This window comes from Flavobacterium sp. B330r, from assembly GCF_056824325.1.
Genome location: NZ_CP124860.1, coordinates 3068015 through 3085937 on the forward strand (window position 1 = coordinate 3068015; position 17923 = coordinate 3085937).

The following is a 17923-nucleotide window of genomic DNA, read 5'->3' on the forward strand; positions in this document are numbered from 1 at the left end:
AATTAGAGAAAACGGGATTGAAAAAAATCTTAAAAAAACTTTAAATTTTTCTTGCAGGAAACAAAAAGAAGTTTTAGTTTTGCACCCGCTTTGAGAGATAAGCGAAAGACAGAAAATTACGTTCGTAGACATATTGAATTGACAGCCGTTCTAACAGAGATGTTAGAACAAAAAGAATAAGAGCAGTAGAATCGTAAGATTCGAAAAGAACCGATAGAAAGAGCATCGATTATATAATATTAAAATATACGATGAAGAGTTTGATCCTGGCTCAGGATGAACGCTAGCGGCAGGCTTAACACATGCAAGTCGAGGGGTAGAGGCTTTCGGGCCTTGAGACCGGCGCACGGGTGCGTAACGCGTATGCAATCTGCCTTTCACAGAGGGATAGCCCAGAGAAATTTGGATTAATACCTCATAGCATTACAGGATGGCATCATCCTGCAATTAAAGTCACAACGGTGAAAGATGAGCATGCGTCCCATTAGCTAGTTGGTAAGGTAACGGCTTACCAAGGCGACGATGGGTAGGGGTCCTGAGAGGGAGATCCCCCACACTGGTACTGAGACACGGACCAGACTCCTACGGGAGGCAGCAGTGAGGAATATTGGTCAATGGACGCAAGTCTGAACCAGCCATGCCGCGTGCAGGATGACGGTCCTATGGATTGTAAACTGCTTTTGCACAGGAAGAAACACTCCGACGTGTCGGAGCTTGACGGTACTGTGAGAATAAGGATCGGCTAACTCCGTGCCAGCAGCCGCGGTAATACGGAGGATCCAAGCGTTATCCGGAATCATTGGGTTTAAAGGGTCCGTAGGCGGTCTTGTAAGTCAGTGGTGAAAGCCCATCGCTCAACGGTGGAACGGCCATTGATACTGCAGGACTTGAATTATTGGGAAGTAACTAGAATATGTAGTGTAGCGGTGAAATGCTTAGAGATTACATGGAATACCAATTGCGAAGGCAGGTTACTACCAATTTATTGACGCTGATGGACGAAAGCGTGGGTAGCGAACAGGATTAGATACCCTGGTAGTCCACGCCGTAAACGATGGATACTAGCTGTTGGGAGCAATCTCAGTGGCTAAGCGAAAGTGATAAGTATCCCACCTGGGGAGTACGAACGCAAGTTTGAAACTCAAAGGAATTGACGGGGGCCCGCACAAGCGGTGGAGCATGTGGTTTAATTCGATGATACGCGAGGAACCTTACCAAGGCTTAAATGCAGACTGACCGATTTGGAAACAGATCTTTCGCAAGACAGTTTACAAGGTGCTGCATGGTTGTCGTCAGCTCGTGCCGTGAGGTGTCAGGTTAAGTCCTATAACGAGCGCAACCCCTGTTGTTAGTTGCCAGCGAGTCAAGTCGGGAACTCTAACAAGACTGCCAGTGCAAACTGTGAGGAAGGTGGGGATGACGTCAAATCATCACGGCCCTTACGCCTTGGGCTACACACGTGCTACAATGGCCGGTACAGAGAGCAGCCACTGGGTGACCAGGAGCGAATCTATAAAGCCGGTCACAGTTCGGATCGGAGTCTGCAACTCGACTCCGTGAAGCTGGAATCGCTAGTAATCGGATATCAGCCATGATCCGGTGAATACGTTCCCGGGCCTTGTACACACCGCCCGTCAAGCCATGGAAGCTGGGGGTGCCTGAAGTCGGTGACCGCAAGGAGCTGCCTAGGGTAAAACTGGTAACTAGGGCTAAGTCGTAACAAGGTAGCCGTACCGGAAGGTGCGGCTGGAACACCTCCTTTCTAGAGCCCTATGTGTTAGCAGCAATGCACGCTGGGGAAATAAGATGCCGGACTATGGTTTTGGAATCTGAGATTGTATTGCTCTTGCTGTTAATTTAAAAAAAATGATAAAATTAAGTAAAACAGAGTCTCGTAGCTCAGCTGGTTAGAGTACTACACTGATAATGTAGGGGTCGGCAGTTCGAGTCTGCCCGGGACTACTATTTAACTTAAAAAAAGGAAATTCTAGAGTTGAGTTCTTATGAATAATCATTCATAATTCATAATTCACAATTCATAATTAGATTGGGGGATTAGCTCAGCTGGCTAGAGCGCCTGCCTTGCACGCAGGAGGTCAACGGTTCGACTCCGTTATTCTCCACTGTCCCGATAAATCGGGAAAAAGTTCATTGACATATTGAGATAAGAAAATAATAAGAAAGTAGAAAGCGTTTTTTGCAATTTATTGCAAAAGACAAAACAAAACGGTCTTGTTTTAATTAACAAGATTGGTGCAATAAGCAAAATAAGGGCGCATGGGGAATGCCTAGGCTCTCAGAGGCGATGAAGGACGTGATAAGCTGCGAAAAGCTGCGGGGACTGGCACACACAGATTGATCCGCAGATATCCGAATGGGGCAACCCGCTATGTTGAAGACATAGCACACCGATAGGTGGGCAAACCCGCTGAACTGAAACATCTAAGTAGGCGGAGGAGAAGAAAACAAAAGTGATTCCGTAAGTAGTGGCGAGCGAACGCGGATTAGCCCAAACCAGTTATGTTACGGCATAGCTGGGGTTGTAGGACCGCGACATTTCATGCATGAGGAACCGGAAGCTTCTGGAAAGGAGCGCCACAGAGGGTGACAGCCCCGTATGGGCAACAAATGTAATGGATAGCGGTATCCTGAGTAGGGCGGGGCACGTGAAACCCTGTCTGAATTTGGCGGGACCATCCGCTAAGGCTAAATACTCCTGAGAGACCGATAGTGAACCAGTACCGTGAGGGAAAGGTGAAAAGAACCGTGAATAACGGAGTGAAATAGATCCTGAAACCATGCGCTTACAAGCGGTCGGAGCCCTTTCGTGGGGTGACGGCGTGCCTTTTGCATAATGAGCCTACGAGTTAACGCTGCTGGCAAGGATAAGTGGTTAAGCCATGGATCCGCAGCGAAAGCGAGTCTGAATAGGGCGCTTTAGTCAGTAGTGTTAGACGCGAAACCGTGTGATCTACCCATGGGCAGGTTGAAGCTGTGGTAACACACAGTGGAGGACCGAACCGGTTGACGTTGAAAAGTCTTCGGATGACCTGTGGGTAGGGGTGAAAGGCCAATCAAACTCGGAAATAGCTCGTACTCCCCGAAATGCATTTAGGTGCAGCGTTATTTTAGTTATATAGAGGTAGAGCTACTGATTGGATGCGGGGGCTTCACCGCCTACCAATTCCTGACAAACTCCGAATGCTATATAATGATTGATAACAGTGAGGGCTTGGGTGCTAAGGTCCAAGTCCGAGAGGGAAAGAACCCAGACCATCAGCTAAGGTCCCCAAATATATGCTAAGTTGAAAGAACGAGGTTTGTCTGCCCAGACAGCTAGGATGTTGGCTTGGAAGCAGCCATTCATTTAAAGAGTGCGTAACAGCTCACTAGTCGAGCGGACGAGCATGGATAATAATCGGGCATAAGCATATTACCGAAGCTATGGATTTGCATGTATGTGCAAGTGGTAGGGGAGCATTCTGACAGGGCTGAAGGTGTATCGTAAGGTATGCTGGACCGGTCAGAAAAGAAAATGTAGGCATAAGTAACGATAATGCGGGCGAGAAACCCGCACACCGAAAAACTAAGGTTTCCACAGCTATGCTAATCAGCTGTGGGTTAGTCTGGACCTAAGGCGAACCCGAAAGGGACAGTCGATGGCCAACGGGTTAATATTCCCGTACTTCTTATTGCTGTGATGGGGTGACGGAGTGATGAAAGCGCCGCGAACTGACGGAATAGTTCGTTAAAGCACCTAGCTATAGGGTCTCTAGGCAAATCCGGAGATCTTGGTGAAATGCGATAGTACTCGGAGTCTTCGGACAAAGAGATAGTGCGCCTAAGGGCTTCCAAGAAAAACCTCTAAACTTCAGGCAGTAAGAACCAGTACCGTAAACCGACACAGGTAGTTGAGGAGAGAATCCTAAGGTGCTCGAGAGATTCATGGCTAAGGAATTAGGCAAAATAGACCTGTAACTTCGGGAGAAAGGTCGCCAGCAGCAATGCTGGCCGCAGTGAAGAGGTCCAGGCGACTGTTTATCAAAAACACAGGGCTCTGCAAAATCGTAAGATGAAGTATAGGGCCTGACACCTGCCCGGTGCTGGAAGGTTAAGAGGAGATGTTATCTTCGGAGAAGCATTGAATTGAAGCCCCAGTAAACGGCGGCCGTAACTATAACGGTCCTAAGGTAGCGAAATTCCTTGTCGGGTAAGTTCCGACCTGCACGAATGGTGTAACGATCTGGACACTGTCTCAGCCATGAGCTCGGTGAAATTGTAGTAACGGTGAAGATGCCGTTTACCCGCAGTGGGACGAAAAGACCCTGTGCACCTTTACTATAGCTTAGTATTGACCTTGGATAAATGATGTGTAGGATAGGTTGGAGACTATGAAGCGGCGTCGCCAGGCGTTGTGGAGTCATTGTTGAAATACAACCCTTTGTTTATCTGAGGCCTAACCCCGCAATGTGGGGGACAGTGCTTGGTGGGTAGTTTGACTGGGGTGGTCGCCTCCAAAAGAGTAACGGAGGCTTCTAAAGGTTCCCTCAGTACGCTTGGTAACCGTGCGTAGAGTGCAATGGCATAAGGGAGCTTGACTGAGAGACATACAGGTCGATCAGGTACGAAAGTAGAGCATAGTGATCCGGTGGTTCCGCATGGAAGGGCCATCGCTCAAAGGATAAAAGGTACGCCGGGGATAACAGGCTGATCTCCCCCAAGAGCTCATATCGACGGGGGGGTTTGGCACCTCGATGTCGGCTCGTCACATCCTGGGGCTGGAGAAGGTCCCAAGGGTTGGGCTGTTCGCCCATTAAAGTGGCACGCGAGCTGGGTTCAGAACGTCGTGAGACAGTTCGGTCTCTATCTACTGCGGGCGTTAGAAATTTGAGTGGATCTGATTCTAGTACGAGAGGACCGAATTGGACAAACCTCTAGTGTATCTGTTGTCCCGCCAGGGGCACCGCAGAGTAGCTACGTTTGGAAGGGATAAGCGCTGAAAGCATATAAGCGCGAAACCCACCACAAGATGAGATTTCTTTTAAGGATCGTGGAAGATGACCACGTTGATAGGCTACAGATGTAAAGGCAGTAATGTCATAGTCGAGTAGTACTAATAATCCGTAAGCTTATGCACAAACTTTTCCCCCCGAGCAATCGGGGGGAGGAAACTTTCTAAATAATGCTTGTTTGTTTCTTTATCTCAGTATGTTAAAATATTGTTTAATTGATAATTAACAATTTATAATTGGTAATTAATGATTAAAAGCTGCTTGCAGCGAATAGCCTTAAGGTGGTTATTGCGGCGGGGCTCACCTCTTCCCATCCCGAACAGAGAAGTTAAGCCCGCCTGCGCAGATGGTACTGCAGTTTTGTGGGAGAGTATGTCGTCGCCTTTCTTTTGAAAACCCTATCCAAATTGGATGGGGTTTTCTGTTTTTTATATGTTTTGGTTTTTGGAATGTTTGAACATGAAAAAAAAGAATGTAAAATCATTATTTATAATGATGTAAAAAATGAAGTTGAGTAGTAGATTTGTGTTAAAGTTGCAATGTAAACGAGGTATATCAAATTATTTTTGGAGAATTAAATTGATATAAGCATGCAATTTTAATTTGATTAAAATCAGATTTTTATTACTTGCTCGAATAGCTAGTATAGCATTGGGGAGCTTTACTATATTATTCGGGCTTAAGTAATATAATTTGCGAATTGTAATACAATTAATCTACTAAACCATTCTCTACAGCATATTTTACCAAACCAGCTGTGTTTTTCGCATTTAATTTTGATAATAAATTACGGCGATGCGTATTTACAGTATTTAAACTAATAAAAGTTTTTTCTGCAATTTCGGCTGTATTGTATTCTTGAGCTATTAAGACTAAAATTTCTTTTTCTCTAGAACTTAATTCTGTTATATGAGAAGACTGTTTTTCAATTCTTGAACTATTGGTAAAATGTTTTTCCTCTAATTCTTCTGCAAAGTAATTTTCGCCTGAAGCAATTGTGTTAATAGCTTTAAGTAGTTCTTCTTTTTCAGCATTTTTCAATAAATAACCATTTACACCAATTCTAATTAATCTAGAGATAATCATTGCATTGCTGTGTGTGCTTAAAATTAGAATTTTAATCTGTGGATGCTGTTTTTTAAGAATTTTACTCAATTCGATTCCGTCCATTTCAGGCATACTTATATCGAGAATAATTAAATCAATTGCACTTTTTTTAATGATCTCCAAAGCCTCAATCCCATTTACGGCTTTATCAACAATATTGATATTTGTTTCCTGTTCTAATAAGGATATAATTCCTTGCAAGAACATGGTGTGATCATCAGCAATAAGTAGCTTAATTTTAGTCATATAATAATATATTAGTTGCTTTTTAATTCGTGAAATTGGTTCTTCAAATCAATATTTTTTTATTAAAGCTTTTGGTTTTGATCGGAAAATTGGGATTTCTATGTTAATGATAGTACCTCGTTTTAATTTTGAATCGATTATAAATGAACTATTTAGTTTATTAATTCGATTTTCAAGATTAATTAGGCCAATTCCTTTTGGAGTATTTTTGGTTTCAAAACCTATTCCATTATCTTCAAATAAAAGATTGAAGATATCTTCGACACAATTCAGTTGAACTTCAATTTCAGTAGCTTGGGCATGTTTAATTGTATTAGTTAAGAGCTCCTGTATGATTTTAAAAATTTCAACTTGAATATTTTCATCCAATTTATTAATTTCTTCCTTCGGATATGAAATAAAAGAAATCTTGATTTTGCTTGCCTCACCAATATTATTCAAATATGATTCTAAAACTTCTAGAAATTTATTTTGACTAAATTTCTTAGGCAGTAAAGTGTGCGATAAATTTCGAACCTGCTGATAAGTGTCGTCCAATTGTTGGCTTATTTGTTGGATATTCGAAAAATTAGAAGAATTTAAATTGTTTATTTGCAGTTTAATTGCCGCTAAATTACCTCCAATACTATCATGAAGTTCTTGAGAGATACGTTGTCTTTCTTTATCCTGCCCCCTGATTGATGCTTTGATTAGATCCAATTCTTGTTCTTTTAAAATGCTGTTTATTTTCTGAGAACTAATTTCTGATTGCTTAATATTTAGTAAATGTTGCACTTTGAATCGTTTGTGAAACTGAAATAGCAGTGCAATAATCGGAATCAATAAAATAAGAAAAGCACTAATTATAAGTAGTTTTAAATTCTTTTGTTGATTGATTTCTAGGTTTTTTAATTGTTGATTTTTTTTTAGGAGCGCTATTTCGTTTCTTTTTTTGTTAGATGAATTTTGGTAAGCAAGAAGCGTATTTTCATTATTTTTCTTAAAGATTTCTTCTTTAAGAATTATATTTTTGATTGCATCTTCTTGACTAGCCAAGGCTAGTTTTTTAACTTCATTTTCAAATCTCAAAGATTCAATTTCTTTTTGTTTTTGGGTAGTTTGGTATTTAATTTCAAGTTCATTAATTTCCTTTATTCTTTCCAGTTTTGATATAGAATCTTTTAGATGAATTGATTTTTCATAAAACAAATAAGCATTTTTAAAATCTTCTTGTTTGATGGAAATTTTTCTCAATTCATCATAGATCTCTATTTGAGTTTGAAGCAGTCCAAAATGTATAGATTTTTGGAGTGCCTCGGTAAAACACAATTTTGCATCAATGTATTTTTTCTGAGAGATATAACAGTTTCCAATGGTACTTCTTGAAATAACAGACAATTGGTTTAGTTCGTTTTCGTCAGCAATAACAAGTGCTTCTTGAAACGTTTTTAATGCTTCTTGATATTTGTTTTCATGCTGATAATTTTCACCTAAACCAAGTAAAACGATAGCTTTTCCTTGAAAATTATTGTTTTTATCACAGAGCGCTTTTCCTTTTTTGTAATAAATATTGGCATTATCATAATCTTTCAGTCTCGAATAAATATCCGCAATATTGATGTAGCTTCCCAGAATTATTTCGGTATCTTCTTTATATTCCAAGCATTCTTTAAATAATTTTAAAGCATTTTGATAATTTCCTAGTTCTGTATAAGTTTGTGCTAGACCGTGTATATGAGTGTAAAAAAGATTTTTTTCATCGTATTTTTGAGAAGCTTCTATTCCTTTAAGATGCCATTTTTTACTTTCATTAAACAAACCTCGCTTATTGTAATTAATCGCTAGCAAATTATAACCCAAAGCGAAAAGACGGTTTTTTAAAGAATCATTGGTTGTGGTATTATATTTAAAAGCCTGATTTGTGTAGTAAATCGAAGAATCAATTATGGCTCTCTTGTTAAAATAATACGAAAGAAGAAGATTTGTGCTTGCAAGAGATCGGTTGTCTGCTTTTGATTTTAATAGCAAATGTGCGTTTTTGTATGCTTTTTTCTCGTTTCCTTTATTATACAAGTCATAAAGAGCCAATATTTTATGGTCTGGTTTAAGTGAGGAGTTTTTTTTGGAGGCAAAGACCTGCTTTTTATTTTCAATCTGTGCATGGAGACTGAAAGATAAAAAGACAAGGAGGAATAAAAAAAGCCTTTCTAACCAGATTGCCATACGTTTTGGTTTGAACTCTAATTGGTATGAATAAATTTTAAAGTGTTGTATTCTTAAGGTTAATTATATCGGACTTTGTGGGATCCGAAAGGTAAAAATACTACAAAAGGATCAAACACCTATTTCTTAAAATAAATTTTTTAGGCAAAGTTGTGATATATTTTTTCTAAAAATTACAATTAAAAGTTATTGTAAGTGAATATGTTATGATTGTTTAAAAAACTAAAAGTTTCTTAAAATCATTTGAATGCGTTTTTTGAAGTTGTAAATTAGTAATACTATACTTAAATAAATGAATTATGAAAATGAAGCTATTTTTGGCTATAACATTGTTAATTGCAACAATCTCGGCCAGTGCACAGAAGAAAATTGAAGTAACCGAATTACCAAAACCAGCGCAGGAATTTTTAAAGAAACATTTTAGTCATACTTTGGTAGAAAAAGCACAGAAAGATCCTGAACATGGAGAAAAAGGATATGAAGTAAAACTCAAAGATGGAACAGAAGTAGAGTTTTGGAAAGACGGTTCGTATCGTGAAGTTGACGGTGGAGACAACCCAATTCCTACTGATTTTATTCCAGATAATATTAAAGCTTATGTAGCTAAGAATCATCCGAATGAAAAAATAACGCACATCGACTATGGGCACAAAGATCTTGATGTCGATTTAACAAACAAAATTGATCTAGAATTTACCAAAGATGGTAAAATTTTAAAAGACAAAAAGAACGATGTTAAAAAATAACAAATCATAACACGGATGAATTTTCCTGATCGGTCTCCAATTTTAATGGAGATAGTCAGGAAATTTTTATTTTGTGCGAAATCTTACAATAGAACATCTTGAACGAAAATAGTTTATATTTACATCTTTATTTTTTATTTCATGGAAGAAAATAAACATGTAACGATCTACGATATAGCCGAGAGACTTAATCTGGCTACATCTACTATTTCACGAGCTTTAAAAGATCATCATACCATAAGTGACAAGACGATAAAGAAAGTGAAAAAAACCGCTGAAGAAATGGGATTCGTTCCCAATACTTTAGCAGCAGGTTTGCGTGGAAATAAAACCAGAACAATTGGTGTTTTGATTCCCACTGTTACACAGCCCTTTCTGTCTTCTCTAATCAGCGGAATCGAAATTACAGCTCAGAAATCAGATTATACTGTAATCATTATGCAGTCGCATGACTCGTATGAAGAAGAAGTAAATATGGCTAAATCTTTGTATTCCAATCGTGTGAGCGGTGTAATTTGTTCGCTGGCAATGGAAACCAGAGATACAGCGCATTTTCATCAGTTCTCAAACAATAATATTCCGTTAGTTTTTGTTGATAGGGTTCCGAAAGATTATAATACTTTTAGAGTTGTAATTGACAATTATACAGCAGGTTACAAAGCTACCAAACATCTTATTGAACAAGGGTGTATTCGTATTGCACATTTAACGGCTGGTTCAGAATTAGGAAACTTATATAACGAACGAAAAAGAGGCTACATCGAAGCTTTAAAAGACCATAATATCGAGGTTGAAGAAGAATTGATTATCAATCTAAATTCTGTTACTTATGAAGATGGAGTAAAAGCCAGTAACGCTTTATTCGATTTAAACCCAATTCCAGACGGTTTATTTGCACCTGGAGATATTTTAGCAGTAAGTGCTGTTCAAACTGCTAAAAAACGCGGAATTAAAGTTCCAGAAGAATTCAAAGTAATTGGTTTTAACAACGACCCGATCTCGCAGATTATAGATCCGAATTTATCTACTATTACGCATCCTGCCGAAAAAATGGGAAAAGCAGCGGCTGATATTATTATAAAAAATTTGAAATCATCTAAAAATGATGATGATGCCAAAGAAATTACATTCTTAAATACGGAAGTACTGGCAAGAGAATCTTCGCAGAAATAGAATCAAAAATAAAGGATTTAAAATAGTAAATCCACCAGTTAAAGCAGGATAGTTTTTATAATTATCCTGCTTTTATTTGTTGTAGAAATATATTTTTTGAAAAAAAGCAACTCAAAATTTTTTTCTTAAATAACAATCCTATATTTTTACGCAACCGATTGCATTTATTGTTTTGTTTAAGATAATGTATTTTTTAAATTAAAATTTTATCAAATACTTTTAATTGGATGTAAAATATTGATGTTGTAAAAATGACATTATAAAGAATAAATTAAAACCATGGCTTTACTACGATTTCTTTTCCTGTTTCTTCTGATTTCCTTTCAAGCTTCAGCACAAAAGGATTATAAATTGTGGCTTCAGTACAATACAGTTGCTAATTCTACAATAGCTTCAGAATACAAAAACAATCTTAAAGGAATTATTATTTTAGGAAACTCCGAAACTATTAAAATTGCTGAGAAAGAAATCAAAACAGGATTTTCAGATATGCTAGGAAATATTCCCGAAATAAAATCAGATGTAAAAGGAGAAAATAATCTTATCGTTGGTTCAGCATCGAATTTGAGTATTGAACTAAAAAATGAATTGAAATCTGATTTTGATAAAATAAATGAAGAAGGTTTTATCATCAAATCCATTTCTTTAAAAAACAAAAAGCAAATCATTATTACAGGAAAAAATGAAGTTGCGGTTTTATACGGAGTTTTTAATTTCTTAAGAATTTTGCAAACGAATACATCGGTTAAAAATTTAAATATTGTTGATTCTCCTAAAACCAATATCAGAATCCTAAACCATTGGGATAATTTAGACCGAACAGTTGAAAGAGGTTACGCTGGATTTTCGCTTTGGAACTGGCAGAAACTTCCAGATTTTATCGATCAGCGCTATATTGATTACGCTAGAGCGAATGCCTCAATCGGAATTAACGGAACAGTTTTGACCAATGTAAATGCAAACGCTTTGATCTTAACTCCGCAGTATTTAGAAAAAGTAGAAGCTTTAGCCAATGTTTTTAGACCTTACGGAATAAAAGTCTATTTAACTGCAAGATTTTCAGCACCAATCGAAATTGGAAACTTAAAAACTGCCGATCCAAAAGATCCTGAAGTTATTAATTGGTGGAAAAATAAGTCAGCTGAAATCTATAAACGAATTCCAGATTTTGGAGGATTTTTGGTAAAAGCCAATTCAGAAGGTCAGCCTGGGCCGCAAAATTACGGACGAAACCATGTTGATGGTGCAAATATGCTGGCTGATGCTGTTGCTCCTTTTGGCGGAGTAATTATGTGGAGAGCTTTTGTATATTCAGAACATGATGCAAATGATCGTGCGAAACAAGCTTACGCCGAATTTCAGCCGTATGATGGAAAATTCAAAGAGAATGTAATTGTTCAGGTTAAAAACGGAGCAATCGATTTTCAGCCCAGAGAACCTTTTCATCCGTTATTTGGAGCAATGCCGAAAACTCCTTTAATGATAGAGTTTCAAATCACGCAGGAATATTTAGGCTTCAGCACGCATTTGGTTTTCTTGCCAAAATTATTTCAAGAAGTTTTAGAGTCAGATACCTATCAAAAAGGAAAAGGTTCAACTGTTGCTAAAGTTATTGATGGCAATTTATATCAAAACAAATTAACCGGAATTGCAGGCGTTGCTAATATTGGGAATGATTTAAACTGGACAGGACACCCTTTTTTACAGGCAAATTGGTATGGTTTCGGAAGACTGGCTTGGAATCCGTATTTAGATTCTGAAACCATTGCTGATGAATGGTTAAGATGTACTTTTTCAAACGATGAAAATTTCATTAAACCTGTAAAAAATATCATGATGGAATCGCGTGAAGCTGTTGTCAGTTATATGACACCGCTTGGTTTGCATCATATTATGGATACTGGACATCATTACGGTCCAGGACCTTGGGTTTCGAATTTGTCAAGACCAGAATGGAATCCGACTTACTATCATAAAGCAGACAAAAACGGAATTGGTTTCGATAGATCAAAGGCGGGAACCAATGCCACTTCACAATATGCGCCAGAAATAGAAAAACTTTTTGATAATTTAGAAACTTGTCCAGAAAAAGATCTTTTGTGGTTTCATCATGTTTCTTGGGATTATAAACTGAAAAATGGACAAACACTTTGGAATGGTTTGGCATTAAAATATCAGGAAGGTGTAAATCAGGTGGCAACAATGCAGAATGTTTGGAATCAGGCAGAAAAGTATGTTGACAACGAACGTTTTAACGAAGTGAAAATGTTATTAGAAATTCAGCATAAAGAAGCACAATGGTGGCATGATGCATGTTTGCTATATTTTCAGCAGTTTTCGGGAAAAGAACTTCCTGAAGGAGTTGAAAAACCAAGACAAACCTTAGATTATTTTAAATCATTAAAATTCCCATTTGCACCCGGAAATGGATAAATATATTTTATAAAAATTATGATTAAGAAAACAGCAATTGTAACTGGAGGAAATTCAGGTTTAGGATTTGCGACAGCAAAGAAATTATGTGATAACGGTATCACAACCTACATCATTGGAAGATCAAAAGAAAAAACAGAAGATGCCTGCAAAGAAATTGGAGAAAATGCTATTCCAGTGATTTTCGATTTGAACGATTTGAAAGGTATTCCTGCGATGATTGAAAGTATTACAAGAAATAGCTCAGTTGATATTTTAGTTAACAACGCTGGGATTAATATGAAAAAAGAAATTGCTGATGTGACGGACGAAGACTTTCTATCGATTATCCATACCAATCTTTTAAGCGTTTTTAGTGTGAGCCGAGAGGTCGTAAAAAATATGAAAGTAAACGGAGGCGGAAGCATTATCAATATCAGTTCTATGGCATCGCAGTACGGAATTCCAAAAGTAATTGCATATTCGGCTAGTAAAGGCGCAATTGAGTCAATGACACGTGCGATGGCAACAGAATTGGCACCTGCAGGAATTCGCGTAAATTGTATTGCTCCAGGATTTATTAAAACCAAAATGTCGTCAACAGCACTTGATAATGATCCAGAAAGAAAAAATAAAGTGTTAGGAAGAACACCAATGGGATATTTAGGAGAACCATCAGACATTGCAGATGCGGTTTATTATTTCGCTTTAAGCGAATCAAAATATACTACCGGTACAGTATTGCCTGTTGATGGAGGAAATAGTATTGGGTTTTAATTTAAAGTTTTTGAAGGGCAGAGGCTCAAAGGTTTTTTGAAGCCACAGATTAAAGGATTAAAAAGATTAAAATCAGCTTAATCTGCAAAATCTGCGGGAAACAAAAACTTTGCGACTTAGCGCCTTCGTGGCATAAAAAAAAGAAGTATGATAAAAATGCAGCAAACTATGCGATGGTTCGGTCCAAACGACAATGTCAAGTTGATCGACATCCGACAAGCTGGCGCAACGGGAATTGTTACCGCATTGCATCAAATTCCGGTTGGCGATGTCTGGACGACTGAAGCAATAAAAGAAAGACAAGAAATTATTCGGAATTATGGGTTGGAATGGACTGTGGTTGAAAGTCTTCCTGTTCATGAAGAAATCAAACGAGCTTCTGGAAATTATCTGCAATACATTGAAAATTATAAAATCAGTTTACAAAATCTGGCGAAGTGTGGTATCAAAATTATAACGTACAATTTTATGCCGATTCTGGATTGGGTAAGAACCAATCATAATTTTATAAACGAAGACGGAAGCAGAGCTTTGCTGTATAATCAGGAGGCATTTACCTATTTTGATGTGTTTCTTTTGAAAAGACCAAATTCAGAAAACGATTATTCAGAGACTGAAAAAGAAAAAGCTTTGCAGTTCGGAAATCAACTGTCTGAAGATGAAAAAGCACTGTTGTTTAAAAATGTCTTATTAGGATTGCCAGGAAGTAAAATCCATTTTACGGCAGAGCAGATTTTGTCCCTTTTAGAGAATTATGCTGAAATCGATAATCATAAATTAAGAGAAAACCTGATTTATTTTCTATCAGAAGTAACTCCGATTGCAGAGAAAAATGAACAAAAGTTAGCGATTCATCCAGATGATCCGCCATTTTCGGTTTTAGGTCTTCCAAGAATTGTCTCAACAGAAGCCGATTTGAAAGCTATTTTCAGCGCCGTTCCGTCAATAGCAAACGGATTATGTTATTGCACAGGATCATTAAGCGCTGATCCAAAAAATAATTTAGAGAAAATTATAGACGATTTTGGGGATAGAATTTACTTTTTACATCTTCGAAATACCATCCGCGAAAGCGAAACTATTTTTAGGGAATCGGCACATTTAGACGGCGATGTTAAAATGGAACTGATTGTTGAGAAATTACTTTTATTAATGAACAAAACCAAAATGAGTCTGCCAATGCGCCCAGATCATGGTTTTCTTCATCAAGTTGATGAAGCAACAGAAACTTATCCTGGTTATTCCTTGACAGGGAGACTAAAAGGTTTGGCTGAGTTGAGAGGTCTGGAAATGGGAATTGGTTATAAATTGGATTTGTAATTATTCTTTGAAATAATACGTGGAATTTGTCATTCCTCGTTCCTCGGAATGACAAAACTAAACGAATAAAAAACGATTAACTATTGAAACCAAAAGATATGAAATTTATTAAACCTTATTTATTTGCCATCACGGCTTTGCTGGCTGTTAGCTGTATATCGCAAAAAGAAACAGCTTCATTAAAAGATGCTTACAAAGATGATTTCTATATTGGAACTGCTTTAAGTGCTAACCAAATCGAAGAAAAAGACAAAAAGGAAGATTCTTTGATTCGAAAAGAATTTAATGCAATTACGGCAGAAAACATCATGAAATCTATGTTTACGCATCCGCAGAAAGATAAATACGATTTTACTTTGTCTGATAAATTTGTGGCATATGGCGAGAAAAACAAAATGTTTATTCATGGTCATACTTTGATTTGGCACAGCCAATTGGCGCCTTGGATGGAAAAGATTGCCGACAGTACAGAAATGAAAGCGTTTATGAAAGACCATATCACGACAATAGTTTCAAAATACAAGGGAAGAATCAATTCGTGGGACGTTGTAAACGAAGCGTTGAACGAGGACGGAACTTTACGAAAATCTGTTTTTTTGAATACGCTTGGCGAAAAATATTTAGTAGATGCTTTCAAACTCGCAGAAAAAGCAGATCCAAAAGCGGAGTTGTATTACAACGATTATAATATTGAAGAACCCGCAAAAAGGGCTGGAGCAATCGCTTTAATCAAAAAAATAAAAGCGGAAGGCGGAAAAGTTGATGGAGTAGGTATTCAAGGGCACTGGAGATTGCAAAGTCCATCCATTGAAGAAATTGAAAAAAGTATTTTAGAGTATTCGGCTTTAGGAATTAAAGTTGCTTTTACAGAATTGGATATTACCGTTTTACCAAATCCGTGGGATTTAAAAGGAGCTGATGTAAATCAGAATTTCGAAGGAAGCGCCAAAATGAATCCCTATCCTAAAGCATTGCCAGATTCCGTTCAAACACAATTAGCAGAGCGTTACGCATCGATTTTTAAACTATTTTTAAAGCATAAAGATAAAATTAACAGAGTTACATTTTGGGGCGTTCATGACGGGCAATCGTGGCTAAACGATTGGCCGATTAAAGGAAGAACCAATTATCCGTTACCGTTTGACAAGAACTTACAACATAAACCAGCTTACGATAGTATTTTAAAGCTGAAAGAAACTAAAGAATAAATACTAAAAAAGCGTAAGTTTTGAGAAAATAACCAACAATCGGTTGTGGTTTGAAAAATATCTTAAATAAAGTAAACTAAATTTGCAAAATATGTTTTTTTAACTAATTTTACACAACCGATTGTTTGAATTGTAATTCGTTTTCCTGCAAGGTTTCCAAAACCTTGTAGGTAGCTGATTTTAGGAGCTGTAAAAAACAATTGAAACCTAAAAGGTTTGAAAAACCTTGCAGGAATAAAACTAACTAATCAAAAATGACCACAAACCCACGAATGACTAACATTTCACAAAAACTATCCATCAAAGAAAAAATTGGATACAGCTTAGGAGATCTTGCTGCTAATCTCGTTTTTCAAACTTTGATGACGTATTTGGCGTATTTCTACACCGACATTTACGGATTATCACCAACAGATTCTTCGATCATCATGTTGATTGTTGGATTAATTGCAGCCTTTATTTTTAATCCGATTATTGGGGTTTTGGCGGACAGAACCAGTACCAAATGGGGAAAATTTAGACCTTGGATTTTAATAACAGCAATTCCCCTTGGAATAGTAGCGCTATTAGCCTTTTCAACTCCTGATTTCTCTTATAAAGGAAAAGTAATTTATGCCGTTATAACCTATACTTTATTATTGCTTTTTTATGCTGGAAACAATTTGCCTTATTCTGCTTTAAGCGGTGTTATTACGGGCGATATGAAAGAACGAAACAGTATGTCATCATACCGTTTTGTGGCGGTTATGTTTGCTCAGTTTTTTGTTCAGGTTTTCATGCTTGGCATTATAAAAAGTGCTGGAAATGGCGATAAAGCAGTCGGAATTGAAAAAGTCATGACCGCATTAGCGATTATTGGGACGATTATGCTTTTAATTACGTTTTTAACCACCAAGGAAAGAATTATTCCGAAACCAGAACAAAAATCAAGCGTAAAAGAAGATTTAAGCGATTTAATCAAAAACAGGCCTTGGGTTATTATGCTTTCGCTGACGACTTTGGTTTTTGTGACTTTGGCAATGAAAGGCGGTTCATATGTGTATTATTTTGAGAATTATGTCGATAAAGAACAATTAGCCATTTTCATTCAGCCTATTTTAGATACTTTATCGAATATCGGATTGAATCATTTTGGAAATGATCCTGTTTCAGCGGGTTTCGGTTTATTTAATGCGGGTGGAATTATTTTTATGATTGTTGGAATTACTTTGTCCAAAAATCTCGCAGACAAATACGGAAAACGAAATGTTTTTGGTACATTTTTATTCATCTCGACTTTGTTCATTATTGCATTCTATTTTTATCCTCCAACATCAATTAGTCTGATGTTTTTCTCTCAGATTCTACACGGATTTTTCTATGGAATAACGATCCCAATTCTTTGGGCAATGATTGCCGATGTGGCCGATTATTCAGAATGGTTAAATAACCGTCGTGCAACTGCGATTATATTCTCTGCAATGATGGTTGGACTAAAAACAGGACTGAGCGTGGGAGGTGCTTTAACCACTTTATTTTTAGGTTATTTTCACTACGTTCCCAATGCACCACAACAGTCTCAAACAGCCATAAATGGAATAAAATTACTAGTGAGTATTTTCCCTGCAATCCCTTTTTTAATTGGAGCTGGATTGTTGTTTTTCTATAAAATCAATAAAGAAATGGAAGTGCAGATTGAAACAGAATTAAAAGAAAGAAGAGCTTAATTATTTAAACAAAA

General features: G+C 37.3%; 9 protein-coding genes, 2 tRNA genes and 3 rRNA genes. 12 read left to right on the top strand and 2 right to left on the bottom strand.

All coding sequences use genetic code 11. The features are described from left to right. The first annotated feature begins 248 nt into the window (after positions 1-248). The 5 genes from QLQ95_RS13730 (at position 249) to rrf (ending at position 5399) form a co-directional block, all read left to right on the top strand. Positions 249-1762, top strand: a 16S ribosomal RNA gene (locus tag QLQ95_RS13730). A gap of 126 nt (positions 1763-1888) precedes the next feature. Further along, positions 1889-1962 (top strand) — tRNA-Ile (locus QLQ95_RS13735). An 87-nt stretch (positions 1963-2049) separates the two neighbouring features. Further along, positions 2050-2123: transfer RNA gene (locus tag QLQ95_RS13740), tRNA-Ala, on the top strand. A gap of 132 nt (positions 2124-2255) precedes the next feature. Next, positions 2256-5137, top strand: a 23S ribosomal RNA gene (locus tag QLQ95_RS13745). Positions 5138-5289: 152 nt separating this feature from the next. Continuing rightward, positions 5290-5399, top strand: a 5S ribosomal RNA gene (gene rrf / locus QLQ95_RS13750). The 16S, 23S and 5S rRNA genes sit together here with 2 tRNA genes alongside, the layout of an rRNA operon. Positions 5400-5723: 324 nt before the next feature. Here rrf and QLQ95_RS13755 read toward each other — a convergent pair. Together QLQ95_RS13755 and QLQ95_RS13760 are read right to left on the bottom strand one after the other, a co-directional pair. Continuing rightward, complete coding sequence (locus tag QLQ95_RS13755) at positions 5724-6365, bottom strand: response regulator transcription factor (protein WP_095931324.1); 642 nt, start codon at positions 6363-6365, stop codon at positions 5724-5726. 48 nt (positions 6366-6413) lie between these two features. Then, the gene (locus tag QLQ95_RS13760; protein WP_482500278.1) at positions 6414-8567 is read right to left on the bottom strand and encodes a tetratricopeptide repeat-containing sensor histidine kinase; all 2154 of its coding nucleotides are present in this window, start codon (positions 8565-8567) and stop codon (positions 6414-6416) included. Between the two features lie 299 nt (positions 8568-8866). On the opposite strand from QLQ95_RS13760, the gene QLQ95_RS13765 reads away from it, so the two are divergent. The 7 genes from QLQ95_RS13765 (at position 8867) to QLQ95_RS13795 (ending at position 17909) form a co-directional block, all read left to right on the top strand. Next, positions 8867-9313, top strand: coding sequence for a PepSY-like domain-containing protein (locus QLQ95_RS13765; RefSeq protein WP_428238741.1), 447 nt, complete (start codon positions 8867-8869; stop codon positions 9311-9313). A 141-nt stretch (positions 9314-9454) separates the two neighbouring features. Further along, the gene (locus QLQ95_RS13770; protein ID WP_320495636.1) at positions 9455-10486 is read left to right on the top strand and encodes a LacI family DNA-binding transcriptional regulator; all 1032 of its coding nucleotides are present in this window, start codon (positions 9455-9457) and stop codon (positions 10484-10486) included. A gap of 279 nt (positions 10487-10765) precedes the next feature. Further along, a complete protein-coding gene (locus QLQ95_RS13775) occupies positions 10766-12919 on the top strand; it encodes an alpha-glucuronidase family glycosyl hydrolase (protein WP_320495634.1) in 2154 nt (717 codons plus the stop codon). Between the two features lie 18 nt (positions 12920-12937). Then, positions 12938-13675 (top strand): SDR family NAD(P)-dependent oxidoreductase, encoded by a 738-nt coding sequence (locus QLQ95_RS13780; RefSeq protein ID WP_320495633.1) that lies wholly within the window; start codon positions 12938-12940, stop codon positions 13673-13675. A 156-nt stretch (positions 13676-13831) separates the two neighbouring features. Further along, entirely contained in the window at positions 13832-14995 is a 1164-nt protein-coding gene (gene uxuA, locus QLQ95_RS13785; protein ID WP_428238743.1) for a mannonate dehydratase, read from the top strand. Between the two features lie 98 nt (positions 14996-15093). Then, a complete protein-coding gene (locus QLQ95_RS13790) occupies positions 15094-16203 on the top strand; it encodes an endo-1,4-beta-xylanase (RefSeq protein ID WP_320495632.1) in 1110 nt (369 codons plus the stop codon). 272 nt (positions 16204-16475) lie between these two features. Then, a complete protein-coding gene (locus tag QLQ95_RS13795) occupies positions 16476-17909 on the top strand; it encodes an MFS transporter (RefSeq protein ID WP_320495642.1) in 1434 nt (477 codons plus the stop codon). Positions 17910-17923: the final 14 nt, after the last annotated feature.

Bases quoted from the DNA above. Each gene is read 5' to 3' on its own strand.
- QLQ95_RS13755 (WP_095931324.1), bottom strand. From the start codon at position 6,365: ATGACTAAAATTAAGCTACTTATTGCTGATGATCACACCATGTTCTTG.
- QLQ95_RS13760 (WP_482500278.1), bottom strand. From the start codon at position 8,567: ATGGCAATCTGGTTAGAAAGGCTTTTTTTATTCCTCCTTGTCTTTTTA.
- QLQ95_RS13765 (WP_428238741.1), top strand. From the start codon at position 8,867: ATGAAAATGAAGCTATTTTTGGCTATAACATTGTTAATTGCAACAATC.
- QLQ95_RS13770 (WP_320495636.1), top strand. From the start codon at position 9,455: ATGGAAGAAAATAAACATGTAACGATCTACGATATAGCCGAGAGACTT.
- QLQ95_RS13775 (WP_320495634.1), top strand. From the start codon at position 10,766: ATGGCTTTACTACGATTTCTTTTCCTGTTTCTTCTGATTTCCTTTCAA.
- QLQ95_RS13780 (WP_320495633.1), top strand. From the start codon at position 12,938: ATGATTAAGAAAACAGCAATTGTAACTGGAGGAAATTCAGGTTTAGGA.
- uxuA (WP_428238743.1), top strand. From the start codon at position 13,832: ATGCAGCAAACTATGCGATGGTTCGGTCCAAACGACAATGTCAAGTTG.
- QLQ95_RS13790 (WP_320495632.1), top strand. From the start codon at position 15,094: ATGAAATTTATTAAACCTTATTTATTTGCCATCACGGCTTTGCTGGCT.
- QLQ95_RS13795 (WP_320495642.1), top strand. From the start codon at position 16,476: ATGACTAACATTTCACAAAAACTATCCATCAAAGAAAAAATTGGATAC.